This window comes from Bacillus sp. JK74 (assembly GCF_053663395.1).
Genome location: NZ_JBSJQB010000001.1, coordinates 973,176 through 994,445 on the forward strand (window position 1 = coordinate 973,176; position 21,270 = coordinate 994,445).

At 44.8% G+C, this 21,270-nt stretch carries 19 protein-coding genes and 1 rRNA gene; 10 read left to right on the forward strand and 10 right to left on the reverse strand.

The window, feature by feature from the left end; translation table 11 throughout:
• The first annotated feature begins 144 nt into the window (after positions 1-144).
• A complete protein-coding gene (locus ACWJJ5_RS04905) occupies positions 145-582 on the forward strand; it encodes an N-acetyltransferase family protein (RefSeq protein WP_454022244.1) in 438 nt (145 codons plus the stop codon).
• Between the two features lie 205 nt (positions 583-787).
• Positions 788-1,402 carry a spore protease YyaC gene (gene yyaC / locus ACWJJ5_RS04910; protein WP_326360707.1) on the forward strand — a complete coding sequence of 205 codons (615 nt, stop codon included), beginning with the start codon at positions 788-790 and terminating at the stop codon, positions 1,400-1,402.
• A gap of 28 nt (positions 1,403-1,430) precedes the next feature.
• On the opposite strand, the gene ACWJJ5_RS04915 is transcribed toward yyaC, so the two are convergent.
• The 10 genes from ACWJJ5_RS04915 to rpmH all read right to left on the reverse strand — a co-directional run bounded on the left by ACWJJ5_RS04915 (position 1,431) and on the right by rpmH (position 10,800).
• Positions 1,431-2,282: a ParB/RepB/Spo0J family partition protein gene (locus ACWJJ5_RS04915; protein ID WP_070082675.1), complete on the reverse strand. Its 852-nt coding sequence runs from the start codon at positions 2,280-2,282 to the stop codon at positions 1,431-1,433.
• Positions 2,275-3,036: a sporulation initiation inhibitor protein Soj gene (gene soj / locus ACWJJ5_RS04920; RefSeq protein WP_007409899.1), complete on the reverse strand. Its 762-nt coding sequence runs from the start codon at positions 3,034-3,036 to the stop codon at positions 2,275-2,277. Before soj ends, ACWJJ5_RS04915 begins: the two co-directional genes overlap by 8 nt.
• Positions 3,037-3,334: 298 nt before the next feature.
• A complete protein-coding gene (gene noc, locus ACWJJ5_RS04925) occupies positions 3,335-4,186 on the reverse strand; it encodes a nucleoid occlusion protein (protein WP_007409900.1) in 852 nt (283 codons plus the stop codon).
• Positions 4,187-4,307: 121 nt separating this feature from the next.
• Positions 4,308-5,027 carry a 16S rRNA (guanine(527)-N(7))-methyltransferase RsmG gene (rsmG, locus tag ACWJJ5_RS04930; protein ID WP_014306213.1) on the reverse strand — a complete coding sequence of 240 codons (720 nt, stop codon included), beginning with the start codon at positions 5,025-5,027 and terminating at the stop codon, positions 4,308-4,310.
• Positions 5,028-5,040: 13 nt separating this feature from the next.
• Positions 5,041-6,927: a tRNA uridine-5-carboxymethylaminomethyl(34) synthesis enzyme MnmG gene (mnmG, locus tag ACWJJ5_RS04935; RefSeq protein WP_102422143.1), complete on the reverse strand. Its 1,887-nt coding sequence runs from the start codon at positions 6,925-6,927 to the stop codon at positions 5,041-5,043.
• 16 nt (positions 6,928-6,943) lie between these two features.
• Positions 6,944-8,323, reverse strand: coding sequence for a tRNA uridine-5-carboxymethylaminomethyl(34) synthesis GTPase MnmE (gene mnmE / locus ACWJJ5_RS04940; protein ID WP_017418435.1), 1,380 nt, complete (start codon positions 8,321-8,323; stop codon positions 6,944-6,946).
• Positions 8,324-8,612: 289 nt separating this feature from the next.
• On the reverse strand, positions 8,613-9,254 hold the full coding sequence (jag, locus tag ACWJJ5_RS04945; protein ID WP_017418434.1) for an RNA-binding cell elongation regulator Jag/EloR: 642 nt from the start codon (positions 9,252-9,254) through the stop codon (positions 8,613-8,615).
• A complete protein-coding gene (gene spoIIIJ, locus ACWJJ5_RS04950) occupies positions 9,251-10,000 on the reverse strand; it encodes a YidC family membrane integrase SpoIIIJ (protein WP_007409906.1) in 750 nt (249 codons plus the stop codon). The genes jag and spoIIIJ overlap by 4 nt, the downstream gene beginning before the upstream one ends.
• Before the next feature lie 160 nt (positions 10,001-10,160).
• Positions 10,161-10,511 carry a ribonuclease P protein component gene (gene rnpA / locus ACWJJ5_RS04955; protein WP_004392944.1) on the reverse strand — a complete coding sequence of 117 codons (351 nt, stop codon included), beginning with the start codon at positions 10,509-10,511 and terminating at the stop codon, positions 10,161-10,163.
• 154 nt (positions 10,512-10,665) lie between these two features.
• Positions 10,666-10,800: a 50S ribosomal protein L34 gene (gene rpmH / locus ACWJJ5_RS04960; RefSeq protein ID WP_003178075.1), complete on the reverse strand. Its 135-nt coding sequence runs from the start codon at positions 10,798-10,800 to the stop codon at positions 10,666-10,668.
• Positions 10,801-11,421: 621 nt separating this feature from the next.
• Between rpmH and dnaA the strand changes: the two genes are divergently transcribed.
• From dnaA to ACWJJ5_RS05000, 8 genes are all read left to right on the forward strand, one after another.
• Complete coding sequence (gene dnaA / locus ACWJJ5_RS04965) at positions 11,422-12,762, forward strand: chromosomal replication initiator protein DnaA (RefSeq protein ID WP_004392913.1); 1,341 nt, start codon at positions 11,422-11,424, stop codon at positions 12,760-12,762.
• 184 nt (positions 12,763-12,946) lie between these two features.
• Entirely contained in the window at positions 12,947-14,083 is a 1,137-nt protein-coding gene (dnaN, locus tag ACWJJ5_RS04970) for a DNA polymerase III subunit beta (RefSeq protein WP_007409909.1), read from the forward strand.
• Positions 14,084-14,217: 134 nt separating this feature from the next.
• Complete coding sequence (rlbA, locus tag ACWJJ5_RS04975; protein ID WP_004392910.1) at positions 14,218-14,433, forward strand: ribosome maturation protein RlbA; 216 nt, start codon at positions 14,218-14,220, stop codon at positions 14,431-14,433.
• A gap of 15 nt (positions 14,434-14,448) precedes the next feature.
• A complete protein-coding gene (gene recF, locus ACWJJ5_RS04980; protein WP_007409910.1) occupies positions 14,449-15,561 on the forward strand; it encodes a DNA replication/repair protein RecF in 1,113 nt (370 codons plus the stop codon).
• A 17-nt stretch (positions 15,562-15,578) separates the two neighbouring features.
• Positions 15,579-15,824: an extracellular matrix regulator RemB gene (remB, locus tag ACWJJ5_RS04985; RefSeq protein ID WP_004392908.1), complete on the forward strand. Its 246-nt coding sequence runs from the start codon at positions 15,579-15,581 to the stop codon at positions 15,822-15,824.
• A 59-nt stretch (positions 15,825-15,883) separates the two neighbouring features.
• Complete coding sequence (gyrB, locus tag ACWJJ5_RS04990; RefSeq protein ID WP_004392900.1) at positions 15,884-17,800, forward strand: DNA topoisomerase (ATP-hydrolyzing) subunit B; 1,917 nt, start codon at positions 15,884-15,886, stop codon at positions 17,798-17,800.
• A gap of 215 nt (positions 17,801-18,015) precedes the next feature.
• Positions 18,016-20,475, forward strand: coding sequence for a DNA gyrase subunit A (gene gyrA / locus ACWJJ5_RS04995; protein ID WP_454022245.1), 2,460 nt, complete (start codon positions 18,016-18,018; stop codon positions 20,473-20,475).
• A 363-nt stretch (positions 20,476-20,838) separates the two neighbouring features.
• Positions 20,839-21,270, forward strand: a 16S ribosomal RNA gene (locus tag ACWJJ5_RS05000); the annotation flags it as partial.

A 21,270-nucleotide genomic window follows, 5' to 3' on the forward strand; every position in this document is an offset into this window, starting at 1 on the left:
CTCCGCATATTGCTACTATATTGAGTGACAGCGGCAAACATTCATACAAATGGGACAAATATGGTATGATAACGACGATTGACTATTCAGAAAATTTATTTGTGTTAGGCGCTCAAATCATGGACATCAGGCGTTTAACCGCAAGTGATACCCGATATCAGGCTCAAAGCTTTAAAAGATCACCCGGACGCATTCGCCGTCAGCTATGATGAGGAGAAAGAATGGCCGTCCGAAAAATGCAAAGCAAGGCTTGAAGACGGCAATGCCATCGTGCTTGGCGCCTTTGAACAAGACAGACTGATAGGAATCCTCAAGATCTCCAAGCATTCGCTGTTTAAACTAAGACACATTGCGGTTATTGGTTCTATGTATATTTCCCCCAAACACCGAGGGTCAGGCGCGGGAAAAGCTTTAATGACGGAAGCCATCAGCCCAGCAAAAAAGATGAAAGACACAGAACAGCTCCATCTCTCTGTGACTTCAACAAATGAACCCGCAAAAAAACTCTGCGCCTCAGTTAGGATTTATCCTCTTCTCTACAGAAAAAAGAGCGCTGAAATTAGATCATCAGCAATATGTTGATGTAGATCAAATGGTCTTATTTCTTTCATGAACTTAGAGAATAACTGCTCTGGGTTCTTTTTTCTATCCCGCTCTTTTCAAACAACCGGCATGCTGATCATGACATAAGCATAAAAAAAGGCAGCGCTGGATATACTGTAAACAACCATACATCACCAAAAACAACAATGTAATACTCGTATGACATGACAAGGAAGTGAACCTTATGAATCGAAAAGGCGGGCTTTTTTCTCAAGAACGGGCAAAACAATATGTATCCCATACGGATTCTTCTGCTGCGAATCAAATACAAGCGATCCTTACTTCATCTTTACGTAAAGCAGCCGGCAGACCGTTAGTCACCGTGTGTATCGGTACAGATCGGTCGACCGGAGATTCATTAGGTCCGCTCGTAGGAACAAAGTTAGAAAAAATGAATTTAGGCAGATTGCACGTTTACGGCACGCTGTCAGATCCTGTTCACGCCGTCAATATGAAAGACAAGCTGAAAGATATTCAATATCTACATAAAAATCCGTTTATTATAGCGGTTGATGCTTGTTTAGGCCGCGTCAAAAGCGTAGGCTCATTTCAAATCGGCGATGGGCCGCTGAAGCCCGGAGCAGGTGTTCAAAAAGACCTTCCTGAAATCGGTGACGTCCATATCAATGGAATCGTCAATGTCAGCGGGTTTATGGAGTATTTTGTCCTGCAGAATACGAGGCTTCATCTTGTTATGAGCATGGCAAATGTTTTAGCAGAGGGGTTACAGCTGACAGATAAATCAGAAGGCCGGCAGGAACGGCTCAGTCCGTTTCATAAGCTGACAAGACGTATATAAAAAACCATCTTTTAAATAAAGATGGTTTTTACGCTTCTCTCTCGGACAATAGTTCCAGGATACGTTCAAGATCTTCATTTGAGAAAAACTCAATCTCAATCTTCCCTTTTTTCTTTTGTCTCTTAATATTGACTGTTGTTCCGAAGTAATTTTGCAAATACGATTCCCGCTCTTTTAACACAACATCTTGAACAGGTTCTTTTTTCTTTGTTTCACGTGGAACATTGTTGTTTAACTGCTGAATCAGCTGCTCAAGCTGACGGACGTTCAGCTGTTCTTCAACCACTTTCTGCACAAGCGGTTCAAGCTTATTTTTATTTTTCAAACCAAGCAAGGTTCTGCCGTGTCCCATGGATAACGTACCTTCTGCAATGAGGTTCTGGATGCTTTCCGGCAGCGTCAGCAGTCTTAAATGGTTGGCAATATGAGGCCTGCTTTTCCCGAGCCGTTTAGCGAGCTGTTCCTGGGTTAAATCCAAATGCTTCAGCAGTGAGTCATATGCCAGAGCTTCTTCAAGCGGTGATAAGTCTTCACGCTGAAGGTTTTCCAAAAGAGCGATTTCCCGCATCAGCGATTCAGATAAATCCCGCACGATAGCCGGTACTGTCTCTTTACCGGCAAGTTTTGCGGCGCGGTAACGGCGTTCGCCTGCTACAATATCATAGCCCTTCAATGATTTTCTCACGATAATGGGCTGAAGAATGCCATGCTGAATGATGGACTCCTTCAGTTCAGCTAATGACTCATCGTCAAATTGTTTTCTTGGCTGATAAGGATTGGGGCGTAAATCACTGATTTTAATCTCTTCCACTGTCTCTTCAGACAAATCAACCTGATTAAACAACGCGTTAATCCCTTTTCCGAGCCCGCCTTTAGCCATTCGCTGCCACTTCCTTTGCTAAATCTAAATATACTTCCGCACCTCTCGAACGCGGATCGTATAATATGATCGGCTTGCCGTGACTCGGCGCCTCACTTAAACGGACATTGCGAGGAATAATGGTTTGATACACTTTATCTCTAAAGTATTTCTTTACCTCTTCTATCACTTGAATGCCGAGATTCGTTCTGGCATCAAGCATCGTCAGAAGCACTCCTTCTATCATTAAGTCGGTATTTAAATGTTTTTGCACAAGCCGAACTGTATTTAATAATTGACTCAATCCTTCAAGAGCGTAGTATTCGCACTGAACCGGGATAACGACTGAATCTGAAGCGGTAAGCGCATTAATCGTTAATAACCCGAGAGACGGAGGACAATCAATAATCATGTAATCGTAATTTTGTTTCACAGATTCTAATGCTCTTTTCAGCCTGACCTCCCGTGAGATCGTCGGAACCAATTCGATTTCCGCTCCCGCAAGCTGGATCGTGGCCGGAATGACATCTAAGTTCTCTACTGAAGTCGGTTTAATAATATCTGTAACATCTGCATCATCTACTAAAATGTCGTACACACAATGATCCACATCGGCTTTTTCAATCCCTAATCCGCTCGTTGCATTGCCCTGCGGATCAATATCAACAAGAAGAACCCTTTTACCTATGTAAGCCAAGCAAGCCCCCAGATTGACAGAAGTCGTCGTCTTCCCGACTCCGCCTTTTTGGTTCGTAATTGCTATGATTTTTCCCACGATGTCACCTACCTTCACATGAACATGTACTGTCTTGTTTCTATCTTATCAAAAAAAGAGTAAAGCGTTTTATTTTTTTCATAATTTGTTTATCAGCAAGTGAAAAAAATGTAAACGAAAAAGACACTTTCTAATATAAGTTCTCCGATAAAGTGACTTTTTTGACTGTAAAAAGACAATTCACGACACAAAAAGATAAAATTTTACATATATAATGTATAGTGCACAATAAATCTATCATTATCTCAAAATAGTTTTTTGATTAAAATAAAAACTCCCCTGCTGATCAGGAGAGTTTTTATTTAGGTATCCGAATGGTAAGCTGGATGTACTCTTCGAATTCTTCTTCTTCAGTGTTCAGCCTGACGCCACTGTCTTCTACCATCGACAGTGACTGACGAATCGTATTCATCGCAATTCTTGTATCCCTGCTGAACGCTTTGCGTCTCGGCTTTGGTTTCTGCTTATTCTGTTCAAGCATTTTCACCACTCTGTCTTCCGTCTGCTTGACGTTTAAGCTTTTCTCAATGATTTCCGCAAGCAATGTGACCTGAAACTCCGGCTGTTTGAGCGGAATCAGTGCTCTTGCATGACGTTCCGTAATTTTTTTCTCCATAATCGCATCCTGGACGGGTTCCGGGAGCTTTAACAATCGGAGCTTGTTCGCAATCGTTGACTGGCCTTTTCCTAAGCGCTGCGCCAAGGCTTCCTGTGTTAAATCATGAAGTTCTAACAGCCTTGCGTACGCATGAGCTTCCTCAATGGAGGACAATTCTTCCCTTTGCAGGTTTTCAATCAAAGCGACAGATGCTGTTTCCGTATCAGAAAAATCTTTAATAATTGCGGGAATCTTCTCCCATTCAAGCGTCTGTACCGCTCTCCAGCGCCTTTCACCCGCAATGAGCTCATATTGTCCTTCATCTTCTGTATGTCTGACAACAATCGGCTGAATGATGCCGTGTGTATGGATAGTCATTGCTAACTCTTTGATTTTTTCATCTGAGAAAATGGTGCGTGGCTGAAAACGGTTGGGAACGATAGCATGTACCGGTATTTCGAGTATCTCTTCTTTGTTTGTATCATGCTCAGCTATCTCCGGTTCCTCTTCCTTCTCACCAAACCCGAAGAAACGAGAGAATGAATGCTTCATGTACCTACACCACCTTTAAAAACTGCCATTTTTATAATTCTATTTTCTCATGGTTTTTCCTGCTGTATCTTCATCAATTTTGCAGAAAATATGATGGAATTGTCACATCAGGCTGTCTAAATTACCCTTCAATTGGCGATTTATTTGGAGTACCCGGTTTTCTCGGATATTTTTTCGGAGTGCTTTTCGTCTTGCGAATGATCATAATGTTCCGTTCACTTTCTTCAACGGGAAGTGTAAAGGAATGAACTTGTTCAAGCTCTCCTCCCAATACTTTAATCGCCTTTTGCCCCGCTTTCAGCTCTTCATCAGCGGCTGCAGCTTTTAGTGCCGCAAATATACCGTTTTTCTTGGCCAGCGGCAGACAAAGCTCACTCAGGACCGACAGACGCGCCACCGCACGGGCCGTCACGAGATCGAAGCTTTCCCGGACGTCTTTCCGCTGTCCGAATGTCTCCGCTCTGTCATGGACAAATGTCGTATGCTCTAATTGTAAAGCATCAGAGAGAGTTTCCAAAAACGTAATCCGCTTATTCAGTGAATCGACGATGGTGACATGCAGATGCGGGAAGCAGATTTTGACGGGCAGGCTTGGAAAACCGGCGCCGGCGCCGACATCACAAAGAGTGGTGACCTTTTCAAAATCAATATAAAATGCCGCCGTTATCGAATCATAAAAATGCTTGAGATAAACTTCCTTTTTCTCAGTGATGGATGTCAGATTCATTTTTTCGTTCCATTCCACGAGCATCCGATAATACAACTCGAATTGCTCCAGCTGGCGGTCAGAAAGGGAAATCCCTTTCTCCGCTAAACTGGATGTAAATTCCTCTATATTCATGCCGTCATCCTTTCTATTCAGCTACCTTGGCAATACGGCCCTGCTCCAGGTATACCAGCAGGATTGAAATGTCTGCCGGATTGACGCCGGAAATACGGGACGCTTGAGCAACTGATAAAGGACGCACTTCTTTCAGCTTTTGACGGGCTTCAGTAGCAATTCCTTTAATGGCGTCATAATCAATCCGATCAGGGATTTTTTTGTTTTCCATTTTCTTCAGCTTTTCCACTTGCTGCAAGGATTTTTCGATATATCCTTCATATTTCACTTGGATTTCCACTTGTTCCGCCACATCTTGCGGAACCGGAGAATCTGCAGGCGCAAGTTTTGTCACTGTTTCATAGTTCATTTCCGGACGTTTCATTAAATCTGTGCCGCGCACTCCGTCTTTCAGCTCGCTTCCGCCGAGTGAACGGATATATTCCTGATTCTCGGGAGACGGCTTGATAATAACAGACCAGAGACGTTTTTTCTCTGCCTCGATCGCCGCTTTTTTCTTTTTAAACGCTTCATAGCGCTCATCAGAAATTAAGCCGATCTCATGGCCGATTTCCGTCAGACGAAGATCCGCGTTGTCGTGACGGAGCAGCAGTCTGTATTCCGCCCGTGAAGTCAGCAAACGATACGGTTCATTGGTTCCTTTCGTTACCAAATCATCAATCAATACACCGATATAAGCATCGGAACGGCTGAGGATCACTTCTTCTTTTCCAAGCGCTTTGCGCCCTGCGTTGATCCCTGCCATAATTCCTTGCCCGGCTGCTTCCTCATAACCTGATGTACCGTTAATTTGACCGGCTGTGTACAGGTTAGGGATTTTTTTCGTCTCCAGTGTAGGCCAGAGCTGTGTCGGTACAATCGCGTCATACTCAATCGCGTATCCGGCTCTCATCATCTGCACCTTTTCCAGTCCCGGAATGGTCGCCAGCATCCGCTGCTGCACGTCCTCAGGAAGACTCGTGGATAGACCTTGAACGTATACTTCCTGCGTATTTCTGCCTTCCGGTTCAAGGAAAATCTGATGGCGCGGTTTATCATTAAACCGAACGACTTTATCTTCAATCGAAGGGCAGTATCTCGGTCCCGTTCCTTTAATCATACCGGAATACATCGGCGAACGATGCAGGTTGCTGTCGATGATCTCATGAGTCTCAGGACTCGTGTAAGTCAGCCAGCAAGGCAGCTGATCGGTAATGTATTCAACCGTTTCATATGAGAAAGCGCGCGGAACCGGGTCCCCCGGCTGGATTTCTGTTTTGCTGTAATCAATGGAATCGCTTGAGACACGAGGAGGCGTGCCCGTTTTAAAACGGACGAGATCAAAACCGAGCTCCTCTAAGTGCTCAGAAAGTTTAATAGACGGCTGCTGGTTATTCGGGCCGCTTGAGTAAGACAGATCACCGAGAATGATCCGCCCTCTTAAATACGTTCCGGTTGTCAGCACGACCGTTTTTGCCTTATATTCAGCACCGGTTTGCGTAATGACACCGCGGCACTCTCCGTCTTCAATGATTAAACGCTCGGCAATCCCTTGAAGAAGTGTCAAATTCGGTGTTTTTTCCAGCGTATGCTTCATTTCGTGCTGATATTGGAATTTATCCGCCTGCGCACGCAGCGCCCGTACGGCCGGACCTTTTCCTGTATTAAGCATTCTCATTTGAATATGAGTTTTATCTATATTTCTAGCCATTTCTCCGCCGAGCGCGTCAATTTCGCGGACGACAATCCCTTTCGCGGGGCCGCCGACAGACGGATTACATGGCATAAACGCAACCATATCAAGATTAATCGTCAAAACAAGCGTTTTGGCTCCCTGGCGCGCGGATGCGAGGGCAGCCTCAACACCGGCATGCCCGGCGCCGATGACAATCACGTCGTATTGGCCTGCTTCATACCCCATGGTTTTTTCCTCCCTTTTATTTACCTAAACAAAATTGTGAAAAGAGCTGATCAATTAAGCTTTCGTGGACGGCATCACCGATGATTTCGCCCAGCAGCTCCCAGCACCTTGTCAAATCAATTTGCACCATATCAATCGGAACATCCTGTTCAATTCCGTTCAGCGCATCATCAATCGCTTGCTTGGCCTGATGCAGAATCGAGATATGACGGGTGTTGCTGACATAGGTGAGATCTCCGCTTTCGATCGCTCCTGTATAAAATAGCGACTGAATCGCTTCCTCTAAATCTTGAATGCCTTCTTCTTTCAGCAATGAGGTCGTGACGACAGGCCGGCCTTTCGCCAGTTCCTTGACGCGCTCAGCGTCAATCTTAGCCTCAAGGTCCGTCTTATTCATAATGACAATGACGTCCATTCCCTCAACCGCTTCAAACAATTTCACATCTTCTTCAGAAAGCGCTTCGCTGTGGTTAAGCACAAGCAAAATGAGATCCGCTTCCTTCAGAACCTGCCGTGACCGTTCCACACCGATTCTTTCGACGATGTCTTCTGTCTCGCGGATTCCGGCGGTATCGACAAGCCGAAGCGGCACGCCTCGCACGTTGACATATTCCTCTATCACATCACGCGTCGTTCCCGGAATATCGGTTACAATCGCCTTCGTTTCATGGACAAGGCTGTTAAGCAGAGAGGATTTCCCGACGTTCGGACGGCCGATGATCACGGTAGACAGTCCCTCTCGCAAAATTTTCCCCTGCTCAGACGTACGGAGCAGCGCCTCGATTTCTTTCTTCACGCCGCTTGCCTTCTCCACTAAAAGCTGATGCGTCATTTCTTCGACGTCATCATATTCCGGATAATCTATATTCACCTCAACATGGGCAAGTGTTTCTAACAACTCATTACGCAGACGGCGGACAAGCGCGGAAAGCCGTCCTTCCATCTGGTTCATGGCGACATTCATGGCACGGTCCGTTTTGGCCCTGATCAGATCCATCACCGCTTCCGCCTGTGAAAGGTCAATCCGTCCGTTTAAAAATGCGCGCTTCGTAAACTCACCGGGTTCTGCCAGTCTCGCACCTTCTCTTAAAGCAAGCTGGAGCACCTGATTAACCGTCACAATACCCCCGTGACAGTTGATTTCTATGACATCTTCCCTTGTGAATGTTCTGGGCGCTCTTAAAACAGACACCATGACTTCCTCAATAATCCGTCCCGTCGTACTGTCCGCGATATGCCCGTAATGAATGGTATGCGATTCTGCCGAACTGAGCGTTTTGCCTTTCGGACCCTTGTACATTTTGTCGGCGATCTTTACGGCTTCCGGGCCGCTCAGCCGAACGATCGCGATCGCGCCTTCACCCATCGGAGTTGAAATCGCTGCAATTGTATCCATGCTGTTCACCTCTCTTTATCTCTGTTTCCATCTATATAAAAAATTTTATTTACGCCAAAATTAAAAGATAACATAGTTTGGTTTGAAGTGGAAGATACGTTATCCACAAAGGCAGAAATTCATCCCTTATTACTTTAACTTATCCACATGTGAATAACAATTAATTTTATTTCCTACAACCTTTTTTATCAACAGCATAGACCGAAAAAGAAAAAACTTAAACGCAAAAAATGCGATTCTGCTTAGGAATAGAGCCATTTTTACCAATAAAAAAACCGAAGTTCCGATTTTACCCGGACTTCGGTTTTCTGCTATCTTTATGGGAAATAACGAGATGGCGGTACCGGCCTTCACCGGTAGAAAACGTTTTGATATTTGGATGCTTTGACAGCGCGTCATGGATGATTTTTCTTTCACCTGACGGCATCGGTTCTAAATGCACATCTTTTTTCGTTTTCGACACTTGCTTGGCCAGCCTGTTTGCCAGCTGATCCAGAATTTCTCTTCTTTTCCGCCGATAATTCTCAGCATCGACAACGGCTTGGCGATACTGGCCGGAGCCGCGGTTCAAAACAAGCTGCGTCAATGTTTCCAATGCATTGAGTGTTTGTCCTCTTTTGCCAATAAGCAGCGCCGCTTTTTCACCTTTAATGTGAAAACAGACTGTTTTCTTGTTTTCTTCCGTAACAATCTCAGAAGGCCCGGCAATAGAATGGATGATTTCTTCCAAATACGCTTTCGCTTCCTGAACAGGATTTCTTTTCTCTTCCAGTTCTACGATCGCATTCTTTTTTCCGAAAATACCCAAAAACCCTTTATATTCTTCTTGCACCACCGTTATTTCTACTTGATCTTTCGTCAGTTGAAGTTCCTGAAGGCCTGATTGAACTGCTTCTTCGACATTCCGTCCCGCAGCAGTCACCTTCTTCACTTTTTCTTTCCTCCGGCTTTCTGCGTTTCCGGATCGTGTTTAATGTCAGGTCCTTTAATAAGGAATGTCTGAGCAATCATAAACAGGTTTCCGACTACCCAATACAGAGAAAGCGCACTCGGGAAGTTGATCGCAAATACGATGATCATGATCGGCATAATCCATACCATCATTGCCATTTGAGGATTCTGAGTCGGATTTCCCGCCATCATCAGCTTCTGCTGGACAAAAGTGGCCACACCGGCAACGATAGGAAGAATATAGTAAGGATCCTTCTCTCCTAAATCAAACCATAAAAAGCTGTGCTGTGAAATGGCTTGCGTACGCATAATAGCGTGGTAGAATCCGATCAAAATCGGCATTTGAATCAGGATCGGGAAACATCCTGCCAGCGGGTTTACCCCGTGCTTTGAAAACAGGGCCATCGTTTCCTGCTGAAGCTTCTGCTGCGTTTTTTGATCTTTAGAGCTGTATTTTTCTCTGAGCTTCTGCATTTCAGGCTGCAGCGCCTGCATCGCTTTTGAGCTTCGAAGCTGCTTGATCATCAGCGGCAGAATCAGCAGACGAATTAAAATCGTAACGATGATGATCGATAAACCATAGTTATCGCCCGTCAGTTTCGCTACGTACGTAATGACTTCTGACAATGGATACACAACATATTTGTCCCAGAAATGCGGACTATTCGCCGTAATCGGCTCTTTCACACTCGAGCACCCGGCCAGCAGCACGAGCATACCGACCATACTCAGTAGTAACCATATTCTCCTTTTCAAGAACGTTTCCTCCTATACCAATCTTTATAAACCTTGTATGTATTTTAGCATCTTTCAGTTTCAAATGGCGTTCATTTTTCGCCAAATAAAAGGAAGCGCTTTTAAAAACGTGAAGAAAACAAAATATGAGCTATTTTGACGAAGATTTCTTATATAATGAGGTTTTTCTGAATAAGTGCTGCAGACTCTTTTTCGTTTCTTCAAAACTGAGGTCGCCGGCGGGTTTTCTTGCGATAATAATAAAATCTTTCGGCTTGAGCAGCTCTTTTTCCTCCTGAACCGCCTGTCTGATTAACCGCTTCACCCGATTGCGCACGACGGCATTGCCGATTTTTTTACTGACAGAAAGCCCTACCCGGAGCTCTTCCTGTTTCGGCTGATCAAGCGTATACAGCACGAACTGGCGGTTTGCCATAGACGTTCCGCGTTTAAACACTTTTTGAAAATCTTCATTTTTCTTTAACCGATTTCGCTTCTTCACTTTAATTCACTCCGATATTCACTCGCAGAAACTTTTATTTCTATCTAAAAAAAACGGGCCGCCGGAATACTGAAGAAATTTCTCCAGTACCGGGCGACGCATGACATCTCTTTTCTCTTAATGTGAAAAAAGACCACTGACATTATTCAGTGGCCTAAGCTGATAATACTTTTCTGCCTTTGCGGCGACGGCGTGCTAATACTAGACGACCGTTTTTTGAACTCATACGGCTTCTGAAGCCATGAACTTTACTGCGTTTACGGTTATTCGGTTGGAATGTTCTTTTCATTTATGACACCTCCCTCGAGGAATAGCTGTTAAAGACAGTCTTACTTATTATATTTGTGCTGCCTATTCATTGTCAACTTCAGCAGTGCTTTTATTTCTTACAACCATAATAGGATAACATACCTTAACCAGATTAGAAACCTTATTTTTCATATTCCTTTTTTTAACGCACAAAAAAAGCCGCGCTCCCCCGAAAAAACGACATGTGGATAATTTTTCGATCTTTTTTTAATATCCACAATCGTTATCGACAACATTTTCACATTGCTAACCCCTGTGGACAAAGATTTTTCAACAAGTTGTCAGGTTTGTGGATAAGATTACGAGAACCATTGCAAGTCCTCGCTTAATTTGATATTATATTTGTGTTTTAACTCTTAATTACTTATCCAGTCCATTCTCTTTATCCACAAATTGTGGATAAGTTGTGGATTGTTTTCACACAGCTTGTGTAGATTGTTGTCCACAACTTGTGGAATTTGTCGAAAAGCTATTTTTCTACTATACTATATGTTTTCAACATTTCGTGTGTACGAATGGTCAGAGCCATATGCTCTTTTTTTGTGTTCTATAACAGGGGAAGGGCGCTGATTTTTAAAGAAAAGGAGGGCTGTGCCGGATAATGGAGAATATATTGGATCTTTGGAATCAAGCTCTAGCTCAAATTGAGAAAAAGCTAAGCAAACCGAGTTTCGAAACTTGGATGAAGTCGACGAAAGCCCATTCGCTGCAAGGAGATACCTTAACCATCACCGCTCCCAATGAATTTGCCAGAGACTGGCTGGAGTCCAGGTACTTACATCTCATTGCAGATACCATATATGAATTAACCGGGGAAGAATTGAGCGTCAAATTTGTCATTCCTCAAAATCAGGACGAAGAAGACTTTTTGCCGAAACCGCAAGTGAAAAAAGCGGCAAAAGAGGAACCGTCTGATTTTCCCCAAAGCATGCTCAACCCGAAATATACATTCGACACATTCGTCATCGGATCGGGAAACCGATTCGCCCATGCAGCATCACTGGCTGTGGCGGAAGCACCCGCTAAAGCGTACAACCCTTTATTTATATACGGGGGAGTCGGCTTAGGAAAAACCCACTTAATGCACGCGATCGGCCATTATGTCATTGATCATAATCCTTCAGCCAAAGTGGTGTACCTGTCTTCTGAAAAATTCACAAATGAATTCATCAACTCAATCCGCGATAATAAAGCCGTTGATTTCCGCAACCGCTACCGGAACGTTGATGTACTTTTGATAGATGATATTCAATTTTTAGCCGGAAAAGAACAAACACAGGAAGAGTTTTTCCATACATTCAACACGCTTCATGAAGAAAGCAAACAAATCGTGATTTCCAGTGACAGACCGCCGAAAGAGATCCCGACCCTTGAAGACCGCCTGCGTTCGCGGTTCGAATGGGGATTGATTACAGATATCACACCGCCGGATCTGGAAACGCGGATTGCCATTCTGAGAAAGAAAGCGAAGGCGGAGGGCCTTGATATTCCGAACGAGGTCATGCTTTACATCGCGAATCAGATTGACAGCAACATCCGCGAACTGGAAGGGGCATTAATCCGGGTTGTCGCCTATTCATCCTTAATCAATAAAGACATTAACGCAGACCTGGCAGCAGAAGCATTGAAAGATATTATTCCGTCTTCTAAGCCGAAGGTCATTACGATAAAAGAGATTCAGCGGATTGTCGGACAGCAGTTCAACATTAAGCTTGAAGATTTCAAAGCGAAAAAGCGTACGAAATCCGTGGCTTTCCCAAGACAAATTGCAATGTATCTTTCAAGAGAAATGACGGATTCTTCTTTGCCTAAAATCGGGGAAGAATTTGGCGGGAGAGACCATACAACCGTCATTCACGCCCACGAAAAGATTTCAAAACTGCTGATTGATGACGAGCAGCTTCAGCAGCAGGTGAAAGAAATAAAAGAACTGCTTAAATAATAGTGCCCTCGGATGAATCGGGGAAAGTGTGAATAACTTTTTCATAGCCATGCACAGTCTGTCCACATGTGGATAGGCTGTGTTTCCTGTCTTTTTCACAACTTATCCACAAATCCACAGGCCCTACTATTACTACTGCTATTTTTAAAATATATTAATTATATTATCCGTTAGGAGGATAAACATGAAATTTACGATTCAAAAAGATCGGTTAGTCGAAAGTGTACAAGACGTTCTAAAAGCCGTTTCATCCAGAACCACAATTCCCATTCTCACCGGTATTAAGATCGTCGCCTCAGATGAAGGAGTATCTTTCACAGGAAGTGACTCTGATATTTCAATCGAGTCATTCATTCCGAAAGAAGATGATGATAAAGAAATCGTGACGATCGATCAGCCGGGAAGTATCGTGCTGCAAGCGCGTTTCTTCAGCGAAATCGTTAAAAAACTGCCGATGGCGACTGTTGAAATCGAAGTTCAAAATCAATATTTAACGATTATCCGTTCCGGAAAAGCCGAATTTAATTTAAACGGCCTTGATGCAGATGAATATCCGCATCTACCGCAAATCGAAGAGCATCACGCCATTCAGATTCCGACGGATCTTTTGAAAAACCTGATCCGCCAAACCGTGTTCGCTGTGTCCGCCTCAGAAACACGCCCTATCTTGACAGGTGTAAACTGGAAAGTTGAAAACGGTGAATTATTATGCACTGCCACGGATAGCCACCGACTCGCTTTACGAAAGGCGAAGCTTGATATTCCGGAAGACAGCTCTTATAACGTCGTCATTCCCGGGAAAAGCTTAACCGAGCTGAGCAAAATTCTTGATGACAACCAAGAGCTGGTGGATATCGTCATTACAGAAACCCAAGTTCTGTTCAAAGCGAAAAACGTATTGTTCTTCTCAAGATTGCTTGACGGAAACTATCCGGACACGACCAGCTTAATTCCGCAGGAAAGCAAAACGGAAATCGTCGTGAACACGAAGGAATTTTTACAGGCGATAGACCGTGCTTCTTTATTGGCGAGAGAAGGCCGCAACAACGTTGTAAAGCTTTCTGCCAAACCGGCGGATTCGCTTGAGATTTCATCAAATTCTCCGGAAATTGGGAAAGTGGTCGAAGCTGTGCTGGCTGACCAGATTGACGGCGAGGAATTAAATATTTCATTCAGTCCAAAATATATGATGGACGCACTGAAAGTACTTGAAGGAGCGGACATCCGCATCAGCTTTACGGGAGCGATGAGACCGTTTCTTATCCGTACGCCGAATGATGAGACCATCGTTCAGCTCATCCTTCCGGTCAGAACGTATTAATCAAACAGAATGTGCTGCCGGCTTAGTTCGGCAGCTTTTCTATTCATCAGCCGCTCCCTCAAGTTTTCCCTTTCCTTATTTCAGGATTTTTTAGTACAATTAGATATTAGTGATATTTGAAAGAGGTCGATATTATGGCAAATCCGATTTCGATTGATACAGAAATGATTACGCTTGGCCAGTTTTTAAAATTAGCCGATGTGATTCAGTCCGGCGGCATGGCGAAGTGGTTTCTGAGCGAGCATGAGGTGACTGTCAACAATGAACCTGACAATCGCCGCGGCAGAAAGCTTTACGTTGGAGACGTGGTCGCGATTGAAGGGTTTGGTTCATTTCAAGTCGTCAATTAAAGCGGGTGACAGCGGTTGTATATCCAAAATTTAGAATTAACATCCTACCGTAATTATGAGCGCGCTGAGCTTCAATTCGAAAACAAGGTGAATGTGATCATCGGGGAAAATGCCCAGGGCAAAACCAATCTGATGGAAGCCATCTATGTCCTTTCGATGGCAAAATCACACCGCACCTCAAATGACAAAGAACTTATACGGTGGGACGAAGACTATGCTAAAATAGAAGGAAGAGTGATGAAGCGCAACGGGGACATCCCGATGCAGCTTGTCATCTCCAAAAAAGGTAAAAAGGGCAAAGTCAATCATATAGAGCAGCAAAAACTCAGTCAGTATGTCGGAGCGCTGAACACCATTATGTTTGCCCCTGAGGATTTAAATCTCGTCAAAGGAAGCCCTCAGGTGAGGAGAAGATTTCTCGATATGGAGATCGGGCAGGTTTCTGCCGTTTATCTGTATGATTTATCTCTTTATCAAAAAATCCTTTCACAGCGGAATCATTTTCTGAAACAGCTGCAAAGCCGGAAACAGACTGACCGGACCATGCTTGACGTTCTCACTGATCAGCTGATTGAAGCAGCCGCAAAGGTTGTCGCCAAACGTCTGCAGTTTACGGCGCAGCTTGAAAAATGGGCGCAGCCGATCCATTCCGGCATTTCCCGGGGACTTGAAGAACTGACGCTTAAGTATCACACGGCGCTTGATGTATCAGATCCTAAAGATTTGTCGAAAATAGGTAACAGCTACCAGGAGTCTTTTTCGAAATTAAAAGAAAAAGAAATAGAACGAGGCGTCACATTATTCGGACCGCATCGGGATGATGTCCTTTTTTATGTGAACGGACGCGATGTGCAGACTTACGGTTCGCAGGGACAGCAGCGTACGACGGCTTTGTCTCTGAAGCTGGCTGAAATAGATTTGATTCATGAAGAAATCGGAGAATACCCCATTTTACTTTTGGATGATGTACTAAGCGAGCTGGATGATTACCGGCAGTCCCATTTGCTTCATACGATCCAAGGCCGTGTGCAGACATTTGTCACCACGACGAGCGTGGATGGCATTGACCACGATACCTTACATCAAGCAGGAATGTTCCGTGTGGAAAACGGTACGTTAGTGAAGTGAAGAAATGAGGTGAGCGATTGTATATTCATTTAGGTGACGACTTTGTCGTTTCAACCCGTGATATTGTCGGCATTTTTGACTGCAAGGTCAATGTATCGCCGATCGTTGAAGAATTTCTGGACAGACAGAAAGAAAAAGTAGTGCCGTCCGTAAACGGCACGCCAAAGTCTATCGTAGTCACGACTGAGAATATATATTACTCTCCCTTATCTTCCGGCACACTGAAGAAACGTGCGCAATTTATGTTAGAAATAGATTCTTAGCGGATCTTTACAATGAATATATTATCGTTTAAGAAAAGTGTAGGTGAATGTGCATGGCTATGGAACAGCAGCAAAATAGTTATGATGAGAATCAGATACAGGTATTAGAAGGTTTGGAAGCTGTTCGAAAGAGACCGGGGATGTACATCGGATCAACTAACAGCAAAGGCCTTCACCATTTGGTGTGGGAAATCGTCGACAACAGTATTGACGAAGCCCTGGCCGGTTATTGTACAGATATTAACATCGAGATTGAAAAAGATAACAGCATTACCGTTAAGGACAACGGGCGCGGAATTCCGGTCGGTATCCAGGAGAAGATGGGCCGCCCTGCGGTTGAAGTCATCATGACCGTTCTCCACGCCGGCGGTAAATTTGACGGAAGCGGATATAAAGTATCCGGCGGTCTTCACGGTGTAGGGGCATCCGTCGTAAACGCCTTGTCGACCACTCTTGACGTTACGGTTCATCGTGACGGAAAAATCCATTATCAGGCGTACGAGCGCGGTGTACCTGTGGCCGATCTTGAAGTGATCGGCGAAACTGATAAGACCGGAACGATTACGCACTTCGTTCCGGACCCGGAAATTTTCAAAGAAACAACTGTATATGACTATGATCTGCTTTCAAACCGTGTCCGGGAATTGGCCTTCCTGACAAAAGGCGTAAACATCACGATTGAAGACAAACGTGAAGGACAAGAACGGAAAAACGAGTACCACTACGAAGGCGGAATCAAAAGCTATGTTGAGTACTTAAACCGTTCCAAAGAAGTCGTTCATGAAGAGCCGATTTATATCGAAGGCGAGAAAGACGGCATAACGGTTGAAGTCGCATTGCAATATAACGACAGCTATACAAGCAATATTTATTCTTTCACAAATAATATCAACACATACGAAGGCGGCACGCACGAGGCCGGATTTAAAACCGGTCTGACCCGTGTCATAAACGACTATGCAAGAAGAAAAGGGATTTTCAAAGAAAATGATCCGAATTTAAGCGGGGATGATGTGAGAGAAGGGCTGACTGCCATTATTTCAATTAAGCACCCTGATCCGCAATTCGAAGGGCAGACGAAAACGAAGCTCGGCAACTCCGAAGCGAGAACGATCACTGATACGCTGTTTTCTTCTGCGCTGGAAACATTCCTTCTTGAAAATCCGGACTCAGCCCGCAAAATCGTTGAAAAAGGTTTAATGGCCGCAAGAGCGCGGATGGCGGCGAAAAAAGCCCGGGAATTGACCCGGCGCAAAAGTGCGCTTGAGATTTCCAATCTGCCGGGCAAACTGGCGGACTGTTCTTCTAAAGATCCGAGCATTTCCGAGCTGTATATCGTAGAGGGTGACTCTGCGGGCGGATCAGCGAAACAGGGACGGGACCGTCATTTCCAAGCCATTCTGCCGCTGCGCGGTAAGATTCTGAACGTTGAGAAAGCCAGACTTGATAAGATTCTCTCAAACAATGAGGTCAGATCAATGATCACGGCCCTCGGAACAGGGATCGGAGAAGATTTTAATCTTGAAAAAGCGCGTTATCATAAAGTGGTCATCATGACGGATGCCGATGTTGACGGCGCCCATATCAGAACGCTTTTATTAACGTTCTTCTACAGATACATGCGGGAAATCATCGAAAACGGCTATGTCTACATTGCCCAGCCGCCGCTTTATAAAGTGCAGCAGGGAAAACGGGTGGAATACGCTTATAACGATAAGCAGCTTGATGAGCTGTTAAAAGAGCTTCCGCAATCACCTAAGCCCGGCCTCCAGCGTTATAAAGGTCTTGGAGAAATGAACGCGACTCAGCTTTGGGAAACGACAATGGACCCTGCGACCAGAACGCTTCTGCAAGTCAATCTTGAAGATGCAATGGACGCTGACGAGACTTTTGAAATGCTGATGGGTGACAAAGTAGAACCGCGGAGAAACTTCATAGAAGCAAACGCCAGATACGTGAAAAATCTTGATATTTAACCAAGAAAGCCTTATTTTCGTTAAGAAATAAGGCTTTTTTCTCAAAGCGGCTTCTAAAGCCTCTGAAAACCCGCAAAACCCGTATATTCTACTAAATTAATGTGTATAAACACAAGTTTATTGATATAATGGAGAATAGTGAAATCGTATTGAAGATCATAATGGACAATCTACTCCCACATTATTTCATGTGATACTTCAGGGAGGTTTTTTTAATGAGTGAACAAAACACACCACAAGTACGTGAAGTCAATATTAGTCAGGAAATGCGGACATCCTTCCTGGACTATGCAATGAGCGTTATCGTATCCCGGGCGCTTCCGGATGTGCGTGACGGTCTGAAGCCGGTTCACAGACGGATTTTGTACGCAATGAATGATTTAGGCATGACCAGTGACAAACCATATAAAAAATCTGCCCGTATCGTCGGTGAAGTTATCGGTAAGTACCACCCGCACGGTGACTCAGCGGTTTACGAATCAATGGTCAGAATGGCGCAGGATTTTAACTACCGCTACATGCTTGTTGACGGACACGGCAACTTCGGTTCGGTTGACGGCGACTCAGCGGCCGCGATGCGTTACACAGAAGCGAGAATGTCAAAAATCGCAATGGAAATTCTGCGTGACATTACGAAAGACACGATTGACTATCAAGATAACTATGACGGTTCAGAAAGAGAGCCTGCCGTCATGCCTTCGAGATTTCCGAATCTGCTCGTAAACGGGGCTGCCGGTATTGCGGTCGGAATGGCGACAAACATTCCCCCGCATCAGCTTGGAGAAGTCATTGAAGGCGTGCTTGCCGTAAGTGAGAATCCTGAGATTACAAACCAGGAGCTGATGGAGTACATCCCGGGCCCGGATTTTCCGACTGCAGGTCAGATTTTGGGCCGGAGCGGCATCCGCAAGGCGTATGAATCCGGACGGGGATCAATCACAATCCGGGCTAAGGCTGAAATCGAAGAGACTTCATCGGGAAAAGAAAGAATTATTGTCACGGAACTTCCTTATCAGGTGAACAAAGCGAGATTAATTGAAAAAATCGCGGATCTTGTCCGGGACAAAAAAATCGAAGGAATTACCGATCTGCGAGACGAATCCGACCGTAACGGAATGAGAATCGTCATTGAGATCCGCCGTGACGCCAATGCTCACGTCATTTTGAATAACCTGTACAAACAAACGGCCCTGCAGACGTCTTTCGGGATCAACCTGCTGGCGCTCGTTGACGGACAGCCGAAGGTACTAAGCCTGAAACAATGTCTGGAGCATTATCTTGATCACCAAAAGGTTGTGATCCGGCGCAGAACGGCTTACGAACTCCGCAAAGCGGAAGCGAGAGCTCACATTTTGGAAGGTTTAAGAATTGCTCTCGATCATTTAGATGCCGTTATTTCTCTTATCCGCAATTCCCAGACGGCTGAAATTGCGAGAACGGGTTTGATCGAACAATTCTCACTGACTGAAAAACAAGCGCAAGCCATTCTGGATATGCGCCTTCAGCGATTAACCGGTCTGGAGCGCGAAAAGATTGAAGAGGAATATCAATCACTTGTTGAGCTTATCGCTGAGCTGAAAGATATTTTAGCCAATGAAGAAAGAGTTCTTGAGATCATCCGTGAAGAACTTAATGAAATCAAAGAGCGTTTCAATGATGAGAGACGCACTGAAATTGTGACGTCCGGTCTTGAAACAATTGAAGATGAAGATCTTATCGAGAGAGAAAATATCGTCATCACACTGACCCATAACGGCTATGTTAAACGTCTCCCGGCGTCCACATACCGCAGCCAAAAACGGGGCGGAAAAGGCGTACAGGGAATGGGAACGAATGAAGATGACTTTGTGGAACACTTAATTTCCACATCAACGCACGATACGATCCTGTTCTTCTCTAATAAAGGGAAGGTATACCGTTCTAAAGGATATGAAATCCCTGAATACGGCCGAACGGCAAAAGGCATTCCGATTATTAACCTTCTGGAAGTTGAAAAAGGCGAATGGATTAATGCCATTATTCCGGTCAGCACGTTTGATGAGGAGCAATACCTCTTCTTTACGACCAAACAAGGGGTGTCGAAACGTACGGCACTGTCCCAGTTTGCGAATATACGGAATAACGGGCTGATCGCCCTAGGTCTCCGGGAAGACGATGAACTGATGGCCGTCCGCCTGACTGACGGCAAGAAACAAATCATCATCGGAACGAAGAACGGTTTACTGATCCGTTTCCCTGAAGAAGATGTAAGACAAATGGGACGCACAGCTGCGGGTGTTAAAGGCATCACGCTGACAGACGATGATGTCGTTGTAGGCATGGAGATTCTTGAAGAAGACTCTCATGTCCTCATAGTGACAGAAAACGGCTACGGCAAACGCACACCGGCTTCAGAATACAGAGTTCAAAGCCGGGGCGGAAAAGGCCTTAAAACATGTAAAATCACTGACAGCAACGGTCCGTTAGTAACCGTGAAAGCAACAAAAGGCGAAGAGGACTTAATGATTATTACGGCAAGCGGCGTGTTAATCAGAATGGATATTAATGATATCTCCACTACGGGACGCGTAACTCAAGGCGTCCGTCTGATCCGCATGTCTGATCAAGAGCATGTAGCCACTGTGGCGCTTGTCGAAAAGAATGAAGAAGAGCCGGAAGAAACGGAAGAAGTATAAACGAAAAAGCGCAGCTGCAACAGGCTGCGCTTTTACTATATAAAGAAATGAAAAAAAGCTTTGACACATAGTGATGATGCTGATATAATTCTTTTTGTTGTCTTTTTAATAGAAAGGCAAGCCTAGCGAAAATATTTTTTAAAAAAGTATTGACCTAGCAAACTGAAAATGATATGATTAAGAGGTCGCTTCGAGAGAAGTGGAAAAAGTTCTTTGAAAACTAAACAAGACAAAACGTACCTGTTAATTCAAAGTTTTAAATAAATCGCACAGCGATGTGCGTAGTCAGTCAAACTAAGGTCTGCATGATGCAGATCACACAGACGTTACTGCAGGATGCAGTGAACTTAGTCTGTGATCCATTTATCGGAGAGTTTGATCCTGGCTCAGGACGAACGCTGGCGGCGTGCCTAATACATGCAAGTCGAGCGGACAGATGGGAGCTTGCTCCCTGATGTTAGCGGCGGACGGGTGAGTAACACGTGGGTAACCTGCCTGTAAGACTGGGATAACTCCGGGAAACCGGGGCTAATACCGGATGATTGTTTGAACCGCATGGTTCAGACATAAAAGGTGGCTTCGGCTACCACTTACAGATGGACCCGCGGCGCATTAGCTAGTTGGTGAGGTAACGGCTCACCAAGGCAACGATGCGTAGCCGACCTGAGAGGGTGATCGGCCACACTGGGACTGAGACACGGCCCAGACTCCTACGGGAGGCAGCAGTAGGGAATCTTCCGCAATGGACGAAAGTCTGACGGAGCAACGCCGCGTGAGTGATGAAGGTTTTCGGAT